Source organism: Pusillimonas sp. ANT_WB101, assembly GCF_008369125.1.
Lineage (GTDB): Bacteria > Pseudomonadota > Gammaproteobacteria > Burkholderiales > Burkholderiaceae_B > Allopusillimonas.
The window spans coordinates 658,040-670,720 of the sequence record NZ_VOAY01000003.1 but is presented as its reverse complement, the minus strand read 5'-3'; the positions used below and the strand labels follow the sequence as shown (position 1 = coordinate 670,720).

Here is a 12,681-nt window from a genome sequence, read left to right as displayed (position 1 = left end):
ACTCCTCAGACATGTGCCGCTGACGCGGCGTTTTCTAGCACTTGCTTGAGCGCCTGAGAGGGCACCGACACGACACACGCCGTGCCGATCGCTTTGAGCAGCACAAAGCGCAGTTGCCCACCTTCGGTTTTTTTGTCGACCTTCATCAGTTCAAGCCATCGCTGCATGCCCAGATCAGGCGGTGTGACCGGACAACCTATGTTCTGCACAATGGCGCGCACACGCTCTACGTCAGACTGCGGCAAACCTTGGGTAAGCGCCGACAGTTCGGCGGCCTGGATCATGCCGCAGCCAACGGCCTCGCCGTGCAACCATTTGCCATACCCCAGGCCTGACTCAATCGCATGACCAAAAGTATGGCCCAGGTTAAGTATGGCGCGCAGACCGGTTTCACGTTCATCCTGCGACACAACATACGCCTTGAGCTCGCAGGAGCGCTGAATGGCATAGGTAATGGCCTGAGCATCAAGTGCACGCATTGCCTGTATGTTTTGCTCGCACCATGTAAAAAACTCTGGATCAATGATAAGGCCGTATTTGACCACCTCGGCAAGCCCCGCCGATATTTCCCGGGCCGGCAGCGTCGCCAGCACGTCTGTGTCGATATCCACCGCCACCGGCTGGTAAAACGCACCAATCATGTTTTTGCCAAGCGGGTGGTTGATTGCGGTTTTTCCGCCCACTGACGAATCAACCTGGGCCAGCAACGTGGTTGGAACCTGCACAAAACGTATGCCACGCATATAACTGGCTGCTGCATACCCGCTAATGTCGCCCACAACACCACCGCCCAGCGCGACCAACATTGCCTTACGGTCAAGCTTGTTGCGCAACAGCCCGTCAAAAATAATATTGAGTGTGTGCCAGTCTTTGTGTTCTTCGCCATCGGGTATGTCGATGCGCACCACACGTTTTCCGGTTGAGGCCAGCGCCTTTTCAACGCGCTCGCCGTAAATAGCCCCTACTGTGGGGTTGGTGACCAGCGCAATTGCCGTGACATCGGCAGGTATGCTTTGTGCAAGCGCGTCGATTCGCCCTGCCGCCACATGAATGGGATACGCGCCTCCCGGCGTGTCGACACGAACAATACTCATGACTGAACCTCGTGGTGTAAAAGCAGAGGGATAATAGAGTGGGCCAATTGCGATACGGGTGCAGCACCTGTGTCGACGGTAATGGTGGCCACACTTTCGTACAAAGGCTCGCGCTGCTGCAGCAAACTACGCAAACGGGCACGAGGATCTGCCGTTTGCAACAAAGGCCGGTTGCGGTCACGTGCCACGCGGCGGTATAGTTCATCTGCACCGGCACGCAAATAAATTACCGTACCCCGTTCTTTAAGCAGTTGACGGTTTTCGGGTGCCAGAACAGCACCACCCCCGGTTGCCAGCACGATACCGGGTTGCTGCGATATTTCATCGAGCAATAAAGTTTCTCGCTTACGGAACCCATCTTCGCCCTCAATGTCGAAAATTAACGACACTCTGACCCCACAGCGAGCCTCGAGTTCGTGATCAAGGTCGATAAACTGCCGATCAAGCAGACGAGCCAGCTGCCGCCCTATGGTGGTTTTGCCCGCGCCCATCATGCCAACCAGCATAATAGGCCGCGCAGACAGTGGCGCGCAGGCTTGCGGGGCTTCTAATTCAGAACCCTGGTCAACGGGTTTCACAGGTGAAGAATGATTCATTTGTGTATTATCCCACTTACGATCCGGCCTTCCCGACCACACAGCATTACTCGGTTACACAAACCTAATGCACAAATCATAGTCTGATCGCGGTTAGACTTAAAATCGCCCCTCATGAGTTCCTCTGATAAATCTTCAAACACGAGTTCCGGCACTACCCGCTCCTGGCTGGGCCGCTTCATCATCAAGTGCGCCGTCTTTGCGGCGGGGCTTGGTGTGTGCGGCGCACTGGTTCTCACGCTCGCACTCGCACTCGCCTGGCCCAACCTGCCAGACCTCTCGGCCATGATCGATTACCGGCCGCGAGTGCCCCTGCGCATTTATACCGCTGACAAGGTGCTTATTGGCGAGTTTGGCGAAGAGCGCCGCAATGTGCTGCGCTTTGACGAAATACCAGACGTCATGAAATCGGCCATTCTATCAGCTGAAGATGACCGCTTTTACCAGCATGGTGGCATAGACTGGGCCGGCGTTGCCCGTGCCATGGTCGCCAACCTCACGCACATGTCCAAAACACAGGGCGCCAGCACGATTACCATGCAGGTAGCCCGTAATTTCTATCTTTCATCCGAAAAAACCTACACCCGCAAGTTCTATGAGCTTTTGCTCACGTTCAAGATCGAAGCCACACTCACAAAAAACCAGATTCTCGATCTATACATGAACCAGATCTTCCTGGGGCACCGCGCCTACGGCTTTGCTGCCGCGTCACGCACCTATCTCGGTAAGCCGCTCAGTGAAATCACGCCTGCTGAAGCCGCATTGTTGGCAGGAATACCCAAGGCACCGTCACGTTTCAACCCCATCGCCAACTTTCAACGCGCCAAAGCCCGGCAGGGTTACGTACTGGCTCGCATGAAAAGCCTGGGGTATCTCACAGAAGCAGAGTACGAGCAGGCCAAAAACCAAGAAATCATCATTAAATCAGCCCCCGGCACACCTGCGGGCGGCTATGCCATTCACGGTGAATACGTGGCCGAGTTGGCGCGGCAACTGCTATACAGCGTGTATCAAGACAACATATACTCGCGGGGCTTCAACGTATACACAACGGTAAAGTCAACCGACCAGGAAGACGCCTACAAAGCGGTACGCGACGGCATTCTCACGTATACCCGCCGCTCAGTCTACCCAGGCCCTGAAGAAACCATCAAGCTTCCCGATAACATCGAAAGCAAGCCTGAAGAGCTCGATACCCTGCTCGACAGCCTGCAAGAAAAATACCCTGACAGCGATGACCTGCTTACCGGCCTCGTGCTCGATGCCAGCCCCACAAAAATCACCATTGCCCGTACAGCGTCCCAGATCATAGAGGTCACCGACAAAGGTGCTCTTAAAACCGTCGCGCGCGGCTTGGGCAAGAATGCGCAAGATAAATACAAAATTTCGCGCGGTTCGGTGGTTTATGTGCACAAAGATGGCGATCACTGGGAAGTCATCAACCTTCCGACTGTCCAGGCGGCGTTCGTATCGGTACGCCCCCAAGACGGTGCTATCCAGGCAATGGTGGGTGGCTTCGACTTTGACGGCGGCAACTTCAACCGTGTCACCCAAGCCTGGCGTCAGCCTGGTTCCGCCTTCAAGCCGTTTATTTATGCGTCGTCGCTTGAGCGCGGCCTGACACCCGCCACGCAAATCTCCGATGAGCCATTCATGCTCACGGCGTCGCAAACCGGCTCCAAGGCCTGGAAACCCAAAAACTACGGCAACCGCTACGAGCCCATGCTGACAATGCGTCAAGGCCTGTACAAGTCCAAAAACATGATATCCATTCGTATCATGCAGGCAGTGGGCCCCAAGTACGTGCAAGATTACATCACCCGCTTCGGCTTTGACCGCGAGCGCCAGCCGGCCGTTCTTCCGCTGGCACTAGGGGCAGGCAGCGTTACCCCCCTGCAACTGGCCGGTGGCTACGCAGTTTTCGCCAACGGTGGCTACCGCGTACCGCCCTATCTTGTCGATCATGTCACTGACAGCACGGGTAAAGTCATTATGCGCGCCAAGCCTGTGGTGGCAGGTGACGCCAGCGCACGTGTCGTTGACCCCCGTACCGTATATGTCATGAACGACATGATGCGCGGCGTGGCAACCTACGGCACGGGAGCGCGGGTGCACCGTGAACTCAAACGCAACGACATCGGCGGCAAAACCGGCACCACCAATGACTCACATGACGCATGGTTTGCAGGGTTCACGCCCAAGCTTGTCGGTATAGCCTGGATGGGCTTTGACCAGCCCCGCTCCCTGGGCCAGGGTGAAACCGGCGGCGGGGCTGCACTGCCAATCTGGCTGGACTATATGAGCAAAACACTCAAGGGCGTGCCTGAAACACCGCCTGGCGACATGCCCCAAGGCCTCTCGCGCGTCAACGGAGATTTCTACTTTTCTGAATACCCTCCAGGGCAAGCCATCGCCCGCGTGGGCCTGCCTGCACCCTCTGATATCCCGGTTGATGGCGGAGGGGGCGGCGGCCTTGACGGTATTGCTGACCTGCTCAACCAGCTCAAAGGTGACAGCAGCAACCGCGTTCAGGCACCTCCCACTGTACCCTTCTAAACCTGGGAGGGCCTGTTTTCACGGGCCTTCCAAGTTTCTGTAACCGGAGTTTCTCAATGCAAGTAAGTTTCGTACGGGCCAGTGCACACGCCGTTACCCGGCTTGCCGCCAGCGCGGCGCTGCTCTCGCTTCTGGCAGCCTGTGGCTATAAAGGCCCTCTCTACATGCCACCGCCCGCAGCGCCCGATCAATCGCTTACAGCCCCACCCACAGACTCTCCTCCTGGTCCCGCCACGCCTCAGCGCGGCGGGTCGAGCCCAGCCTCGCCGCGCTAAGCGCCCCGTGAACGCTTCCACATCTTCAATTTTCGAGACCATGACTGTTGCGCCACAATTCCAGTTCAAAGACGGCATTCTGCATGCAGAAGATCTCTCCCTGACCCAGCTTGCCGACACATACGGCACGCCTTTATATGTTTACTCGCGCCAAGCACTGCATGACGCCTGGCTGGCCTACCAGCAAGCGGCCCGGGGTCGTGACGTATTGGTCTGCTATGGCATGAAGGCAAACTCCAACCTGGCGGTTCTGAACGAGTTCCGCCAACTGGGTTCGGGCTTCGATATCGTGTCAGGTGGCGAACTGGCACGGGTACTGGCGATTGGCGGCGATCCTTCCCGCATTGTTTTTTCAGGCGTGGGCAAACAGGTCTGGGAAATGAAAGCCGCGCTTGATGCCGGCGTCAAGTGCTTCAATGTTGAGTCAGAGGCCGAGCTGCAGCGTCTTTCAGACGTGGCTGTCGAAGTGGGCAAGGTAGCGCCGGTGTCGTTGCGTGTGAACCCTGATGTAGATGCACACACCCACCCTTATATTTCGACAGGCCTGAAAGAAAACAAATTTGGCATAGATATCGAGAAGGCACCCGAGGCCTACCAACTGGCCACCAAACTGCCTGGCTTGCAAATCGTGGGGCTAGACTGCCATATAGGCTCGCAGATTACCGAAGTAGCGCCCTATCTCGACGCCCTCGACAAGCTTATTGTGCTGATCAAGGCGCTGGCTGAACAAGGCGTTAAGCTCAAGCACCTTGACCTGGGTGGCGGCATCGGTATCCGCTACACGGACGAAACCCCGCTTTCACCTACCGACCTGCTTGATCGAGTTTTTGAAACACTGGCCGAAAACAAACTCGACCATCTGCAAATCGTGCTTGAACCAGGCCGCTCACTGGTCGGCAATGCCGGCGTGCTTCTAACCACTGTGCAATACCTAAAGCACAACGATTCCAAGAACTTCGCCATTGTCGATGCGGCCATGAACGACCTCATCAGGCCTACGCTGTACGATGCATGGCACAGTGTTGAGGCAGTCAAGCCTCGCAGCACAAACGCCGCCACACCTCTCTACGACGTCGTAGGCCCCATCTGCGAAAGTGGCGACTGGCTGGCGCGTGATCGCAAGTTGGCACTTGAGTCGGGCGACCGTCTTGCCATTATGTCAGCAGGCGCATACGCCTTCACCATGTCCAGCCATTACAACACCCGACCGCGTGCGGCCGAGATCATGGTCGACGGTGATCAGGCGCATGTGGTGCGTCCCCGCGAAACCCTTGAGAGCCTCTTTCAGGACGAAAGCATACTGCCCTAATATTTCGCTAATGCTCAGGCCGTGACCACTTCATCAGTTCGCGGCACTGAGGCGCCGTCCAAATACAGAGCTTCGGGCGACAAATCGCCCGCGGCTGGTATCACCCCATCAATCGGGGGCGCGTCGGGCTCGGTCGCCAAGGCAAGCACCTCTATATATTCGAAGTCCAGCGTATGCAGCGCCGCGTTTACCTCATCATAAAACTCGTGGTATCCGGGGTAATCCGCCATCATCTTGCTTAACCATCCCTCAATCCTGCTCAATTGCCCATCTCGAGCGTGAATGGCAAGCTCCACCCGAGCGTGTGCCGGTAACACCGGAAAGCCAATTGATCGCCCAAGCTCAAGTTCGGGCCATTCCATACTTGCGGTAGGCATGTCAAACGTCGGCTGTGGCGACAACTCTTGCACACTGGCTGCAGCGGCGACAACGTCGAAGCTGAACCGGCTTCCCTCACCTGGCGCACTTTCAAGGTTTAGTGTGCCGCCCATCGCTTCAACAATTTGACGGGCGATAAATAGCCCCAGCCCCACCCCGCCATGCTGAGGATGCAACTGCGTATACGCATTAAACACGCGAGACTGTGTATCAAGGCTCATCCCTACGCCAGAATCTGACACGGCAAACCGCAGCAACCATCCTTGCGCATGAGGCTCGGCACTGGCCTCAAGCTTGATCTGGCCGCGCTGTGTGAATTTGGCTGCATTGACAAGCAGATTCAGCAAAACCTGCTGCAGCCGGCGACCGTCGAGCATAACGGCGTCGGGCAATGTGGACACGGCCACATAACGAAACTGATTATGTTGCCGCGTACTGAGCGCTAGGGCGAACTGGCTGGTCGCGTCCATAAGATCATTCAGCGATATCGCCAACGGGCGCAATGTAAACGACTCGAACTCGTTGCGTGAGTACTCGAGCAAATTGTCGATGAGCGCCAACTGATAATGCACACTTTGAACAATGGAACGCGCATAACGCTTTTGTTCCGTATTAAGCGTAGGCGACAACATTTCGGCATCGCCAAGAATAGCCGACAGTGGTGCACGCAAGTCGTGGCTAATGTACCCCAGCCCTTCTGATTTTTTTCGATTGGCTTCATCCGCATACTGCAGCGCCTGATTTAATGCCTGAGTTTGCCGTTCGACCTCGGCCTTCAGACACTCCTGTTCCTGTTCTTGCCATAGAAACAGCGCATTTCTCGCCTTGTTACGCTGCACAGCGATCTCGTTGATCCACGCCGCGATCAACGTCAGATTAATCGCAAGCGCGATCAACGAGACCTGCGGGCTGTACATCCACTCACGCAACTGGCCCACACCTAAAAAGGGCGCCTTCAACCCAAAATAGTCTGCAGAGTTGGCAAAAAGCCTCAGTAACAAGACACTGTTGGTAAGCAGCAAGAGTTGCGCGCCGCGAACCCGACGGCGAACCATGATTATGGACGCAGTCAAAACGCTAATGCCCGTACAGACATTAAATAATGGCGTGACCCAGGTTACGGAAATTAACGCATCGAAGCCATGAACAACAGCCAATACACAATGCACACCCGCCAGAAAGGCCAGGTAATTTGCCGCAGGCAAACGGATTTCACCTTGCCGGCTCAGAAAATAAAAGGTCAATATATAAAGCGCTATACCTAAATGGCCGAATACTCTGGTGTGGTTGTAAGCCCAGAAGCCTAGATCAGGCCAGTACAGCACTCCATAACCCCGCACAGAAACCATATATACGAGAATATCGATGCATAGCAGACCCATCACTACCAAAGAGATTTGCCGGGACAAAATCGCAATCGCAATCGCTCCAAAAGCGAGTGCCGCCAGGCCACCAAAATAGAATAAGTCCCATTCAAGATAATAACTGGTCAAGGATTTAGCAACCTTTATTTAATATTGTAAATATGTGTCAAGCCTAAGACGAATGTAGTATTGAGTATCAAATGATATTGTAGTATTAACATCTATCTAAATCAGAGACTGATCGAAGATATGATGATGCAAGTCATGCTGTTAAGGGCGTGCATTATCTAAATGTCGGAACAATTCCAGACATTCCTGCCGCGCTGCGTAAACATTAAGCAGCCCCACGTAAGCAAGAATTGCCAAGGGAACTGATGCCGAATACCAATACCAAACGACCAGCACCGCGAATTTTGATCGTGGATGACACCCCGCCAGAAGTCCGCCTCTTGATCGAGCGATTGCGTGGCACGGGATACGAACTAAGCGTTGCACTCGACGGAGAACAAGGGTATCACCGGGCAATCGCCATACAGCCCGACCTAATCCTCCTTGACGTAGACATGCCTAAAATGGACGGCCTGGCAACATGCAGGCTGTTAAAGGCTACCGAGTCAACAGCATCGATACCCATCATTTTCCTCAGCGCTGGCAACCACATAGACCAGCGCCTCACGGCCCTGCTTGGTGGCGCCTGCGATTATGTCGTCAAGCCTTACGATGCAGAAGAAGTATTAGCGCGTATCAATATTCATCTATCGCTGGCAAGGCAGGCCAAGAAAAACCAGAGTTCGGTCGAGGATGACGTCGATCCTGCCGATGCCGTGGGAGACGGGGATGAAGATAAAATACTGGTCAATGCGGCGCTGAATTACATTAGTAACAACTTGCGGACGGCCGTCTCACCAGAAAAAATAGCCCGCCTGATCGGAACACACGAAAAAAAGCTGACCCAAGCATTTCGGCGATTACAGGGGGTGACTGTCGCTGAACATATACGACTCGAAAAAATGCGTGCAGCACAACGCATGCTTGAGCAGACAGCCTTGAGTGTAGTGACCATATCTGAAGAGTTGGGGTTTTCAAGCGCCGCCAATTTTTCCTCAGCTTTCAACCGCCATTCCGGCATGACGCCTTCTCTTTACCGCATTCAGGCAAAAGAGGCGCACAAAGGGCTGTCAGCAGCAGCTCAAATCGCCGAACTCAGTAACAAAACCACACAAACGACTTAAAAATCGTATGAAGGTGTTGTTTTTATCTAGGGGTTTCCCCAAATTAAAATGTTTGTTCCCTCTTTTAAATGCGTTGTTTTCCTGCTCCCGTAAGATTTGGTCATATCACTGAAACCACATGTTGCAGTGATCCCAATCACTGAATTTTTAAGCAGAAAAACATGAAACGCTCACTTATCGCGCTGGCTCTGGTATCTTCTTTCGCTGCTGTTGGTGTCGCCAACGCTGCATCTTCGACTGCCAATTTCAATGTAACGATCAATGTCGCGGCGGGTTGCGAGTTCAAAACACCGAACAGCATCGGCGATCTTTCGTTCGGAACAGTCGCTGCAACCCCGCTTACTGGCTCCGCTCCCGTAACACTCGGACAAACTTCGTTTGAGATCCAGTGCACAGTGGGCACAGCTCCGGGCGTCGCGCTTGCCAGCGCAAACAGCTGGAAAATGAAAGGCGTTAATGGTACCGACGCAAATGCTTTCGTTGACTACAGCTTGTTTTCCAATGAAGGTAGAACCGCTTCCTGGAGCGGCGCCATTGCCGCCCCCATATTTGCCAACGGACAGCCACAAACAATGCAGGTGTATGGTAAGGTCACCAATCCTGGACGAGTCGCCGGCAGCTTTAAAGATGTCGTCACCGTCACGCTCACGTACTAAAACCGGGCGCACCTTGCGCGCACGGCAACCCACGGCATGAATATTTCATCTCACATCCAGGCCTCGGCCGTAGCTTTAGTGCTCGCATTCGCCATACCTGGCGCCGCCTCGGCAGCTCATCTGCAAGCGGCTCCCATCATGCTTGAGCTGCAAGCCTCGCAAAATGCCGAGGCTTTGTGGCTGACCAATCCGGGCGATACACCGTTGCAGGCTCAAATTCGCGTTTATCGCTGGACGCAAGTGTCAGGCGAGGACGATCTTGCACACACCACAGAGCTGCTAGCGACACCGGCCATGATATCTGTGCCAGCCGGCGAGCGCCAAATGATTCGTATGATACGCACGCAAAACTCACCAACTGCCGGCGATAGCGAGTTAGCCTACCGCGTGGTTGTTGACGAGATTCCTACAGATGCGCAAGCAGCCGGCGTGCAGTTTGCCGTGAGGTACTCCATACCCGTATTCGTGCACACGCAAAAGCAAAGCGATACTGCATCACCCATGCTTGTATGGAACGTTATGCAAAAAGACGCAAAAATCTTCTTGCAGGCCAACAACACCGGGCATACACGAGCCCAGATCATTGACGTTAAGTTTACACCTGCCAATGGCAAGCCCATTGTGTTGACCCCGGGGCTATATGGCTATGCTCTAGCAGGAAGCACGCGTATTTGGCAGCTTGAAGAACATGGAAAGGTAATGCTGGCAGGCGGCACAATAGATGCGAAAATCAATCAACAGCCTCAGCAGTTTGTCATTCCTGCGGCAAAGAAGAGCCCATAGAGCATCGCACAGCAATTTCTACCTGTGTGTCACGCTAATCGTCGCACCATCGTTCGCTGCAACGGCGGCAACCGCTCTGCCACCTATACAGCCGACTGCACATATGGGCACTGTCAGCCAGCAGTTGTACCTGCAGGTATTTATTAACGGCAATCGTGTTGCTCAGCTATTGCCTTTTGATCAGAGAGGCGAGAGCATCTGGGCAAGCTCTGACGTGCTGCGAAAAATTGGATTTAAGCTTACAAACCAAGGTTCGAGCGAAGTTAACCTAAATACACTCCCGGCCGTCACGTTCAATTACGATGCCACCACTCAAAGTCTTGCGCTGACTGCCCCGACAGACACGCTTGAGTTGGACACAACGAAGCTGCAAGGGCCGGAAATGGCGACTCTTCAAGCAACGCCGGGCACAGGCGCACTACTAAACTACGACCTCTATGCCGTACACAATCCCGACAGCAACTCCACATTGAGTGGATCGAGCGAAATGCGGTATTTCAGCCCTTTGGGTGTGCTCAACAACACCATGCTGACAACCTTGCAAACCCAATCAAACTCTGGATCCAGCTCAGGTTCTTCATACTACGACTACAGTCGCCGCACGCGCAATGTCAGGCTGGATACGGCCTGGAACAGCTACTGGCCGGAAAGCGAAATAAGTCTGTCCGTGGGCGATACAACCACCAGCTATTTGCCCTGGACCAGATCTATCCGGGTAGGTGGTATTCGGCTAGGCCGCGATTTTTCGCTAAAGCCTTATCGAATCACCTCGCCACTGCCCGCCTTTATGGGCACGGCCGTGCTGCCTTCCGCTATCGACCTCTATATAGACGGTATCAAGCGCTACAACGGCCAACTCCCTGCAGGCCCTTTTCAGCTGGAAAACATGCCGGTCGTGTCCGGAATGGGTAATGCGCAGGTGGAACTGACGGATGCCTTGGGTCGTCGCACGGTAGTAGACATACCGTTTTACAGCAGCAACACGCTGCTCGCAAAAGGGCTGAGCGATTGGTCGGTCGAGGCTGGCTACGTGCGCAAAGACTACGGCTACGCGTCGTTTTCCTATGAGAAAGACCCTGTTTACAGTGCTACGGGCCGTTACGGCATCAGCAACAACCTCACGCTTGAGGGCCACGGAGAATACAGCGGCCGGGTAGTTACACTGGGGGCAGGCGCGGTCGCAACGGTTGGAGTGCTGGGACAAGTGTCAGCATCATATTCGGCAAGCCGCAGCGACGATCGGCAAGGCTCGAAGTACAGCCTGGGCTACCAGTGGCAAAACCGTCGTTTCAATATTGGCATGAATACGGTTCGCTCGACCGAGGACTATCGTGACGTAGCCTCGGTGTACGCGAATAGCAGCACGCCACGCGTCACGGAAAGCGCTGTCGCTGGCGTCAGCTTGGACAACTTGGGATCACTGAATCTTAGCTACGTACACACTCGCTACGGAAACAATATACCCACCGCTTATTACTACAGTGGTAGCAACAATAACGCGTACACTTACTATTCGAGCACAGCCACATCAAACCGCTACGTAGGCGCCTATTGGAGCAAAAGCTTTGGCAATCACGCCACGGTCAGCCTCAGTTACAACCGCAGCCTGAACTCCCCTCGTACCAACATGGTGTTCTTGGGCCTGAGCATGTACTTCGACAACAATCTGACAGTCGGCAGCTCGGTGCAGCGCAGCACCGGTCAAAACAGTTATGGTCTAAGCGCTTCGCAATGGACCCGCGAGGAAACCGGGTGGAACTGGACGGTTCAGGGGCAAAAAAACCCACAGAGCACGTATGGCAATGCCGAAGTATCGTACCGAAGCCTTAAGGGCGATTATCGTGTTGGCGTAAATGCCTACGAGCATACCAATTCTGCCTACGCGGGCGCCTCAGGTTCGGTCGTGGCCATGGACGGGGGCCTATTCGCAGGGCGCAAAGTTTATGACGGTTTTGCTGTGGTGTCTACCTCAGGGGTTCCAGACGTCCCGGTAATGCTCCAGAACAGGCAAATTGGGCTCACCGATGCGCAGGGCAGGTTGATGATCTCGCCCCTGAACGCGTATCAGAAAAACCAGGTATCCATTGATGCGCTCAATCTGCCAACCACTATGAAGATCGACAAGGTCAACATTAACGTGGCGCCTCAGAGAGATTCGGGCGCAATGGTCAAGTTTGAATTAAGACCGGTTCGGGCGGCAACCCTCACGCTGCATGATGGTGCAGGCACCGTCATCGCGGTAGGGGCCCCATTAAACCTGAACGGCAATGCCACAGGCTCCGTAACTGGCTACGACGGTTTAGCCTATCTCGAAGATCTTGAGGACGACAATACCTTGCTTGTCTCGCTGCCCCAAGGCCCCTGCACCGTGCGATTCTCCTACCCAAAAACGGCAGTAGCCATCCCTGCTATAGGCCCTCTTACGTGCGAGTAAGCTC

The 12,681-nt window shown here is 54.5% G+C and carries 10 protein-coding genes; 7 read left to right on the top strand and 3 right to left on the bottom strand.

Going from position 1 to position 12,681, the window contains the following annotated elements:
* Positions 1–5 precede the first annotated feature (5 nt).
* Both aroB and FQ179_RS15820 read right to left on the bottom strand, forming a co-directional pair.
* Positions 6–1,094 carry a 3-dehydroquinate synthase gene (aroB, locus tag FQ179_RS15825; RefSeq protein ID WP_149398252.1) on the bottom strand — a complete coding sequence of 363 codons (1,089 nt, stop codon included), beginning with the start codon at positions 1,092–1,094 and terminating at the stop codon, positions 6–8.
* Complete coding sequence (locus FQ179_RS15820) at positions 1,091–1,690, bottom strand: shikimate kinase (RefSeq protein ID WP_149398251.1); 600 nt, start codon at positions 1,688–1,690, stop codon at positions 1,091–1,093. The genes aroB and FQ179_RS15820 overlap by 4 nt, the downstream gene beginning before the upstream one ends.
* Before the next feature lie 114 nt (positions 1,691–1,804).
* Between FQ179_RS15820 and FQ179_RS15815 the strand changes: the two genes are divergently transcribed.
* The 3 genes from FQ179_RS15815 to lysA are packed head-to-tail and all read left to right on the top strand — an operon-like array spanning position 1,805 to position 5,830.
* Entirely contained in the window at positions 1,805–4,246 is a 2,442-nt protein-coding gene (locus FQ179_RS15815; protein ID WP_149398250.1) for a penicillin-binding protein 1A, read from the top strand.
* 56 nt (positions 4,247–4,302) lie between these two features.
* Positions 4,303–4,521: a lipoprotein gene (locus FQ179_RS15810; protein ID WP_149398249.1), complete on the top strand. Its 219-nt coding sequence runs from the start codon at positions 4,303–4,305 to the stop codon at positions 4,519–4,521.
* 40 nt (positions 4,522–4,561) lie between these two features.
* On the top strand, positions 4,562–5,830 hold the full coding sequence (lysA, locus tag FQ179_RS15805; protein WP_149398368.1) for a diaminopimelate decarboxylase: 1,269 nt from the start codon (positions 4,562–4,564) through the stop codon (positions 5,828–5,830).
* A gap of 14 nt (positions 5,831–5,844) precedes the next feature.
* On the opposite strand, the gene FQ179_RS15800 is transcribed toward lysA, so the two are convergent.
* Positions 5,845–7,701, bottom strand: a complete 1,857-nt coding sequence (locus FQ179_RS15800) for a sensor histidine kinase (RefSeq protein WP_149398248.1) — start codon at positions 7,699–7,701, stop codon at positions 5,845–5,847.
* A gap of 245 nt (positions 7,702–7,946) precedes the next feature.
* Here FQ179_RS15800 and FQ179_RS15795 point away from each other — a divergent pair, with 245 nt between their 5' ends.
* From FQ179_RS15795 to FQ179_RS15780, 4 genes are all read left to right on the top strand, one after another.
* Entirely contained in the window at positions 7,947–8,804 is an 858-nt protein-coding gene (locus FQ179_RS15795; RefSeq protein ID WP_149398247.1) for a response regulator, read from the top strand.
* A gap of 161 nt (positions 8,805–8,965) precedes the next feature.
* Positions 8,966–9,460, top strand: coding sequence for a spore coat protein U domain-containing protein (locus FQ179_RS15790; RefSeq protein WP_149398246.1), 495 nt, complete (start codon positions 8,966–8,968; stop codon positions 9,458–9,460).
* 36 nt (positions 9,461–9,496) lie between these two features.
* A complete protein-coding gene (locus FQ179_RS15785) occupies positions 9,497–10,243 on the top strand; it encodes a molecular chaperone (protein ID WP_149398245.1) in 747 nt (248 codons plus the stop codon).
* Positions 10,244–10,625: 382 nt separating this feature from the next.
* Complete coding sequence (locus FQ179_RS15780; RefSeq protein WP_188074628.1) at positions 10,626–12,677, top strand: fimbria/pilus outer membrane usher protein; 2,052 nt, start codon at positions 10,626–10,628, stop codon at positions 12,675–12,677.
* Positions 12,678–12,681 lie beyond the last annotated feature (4 nt).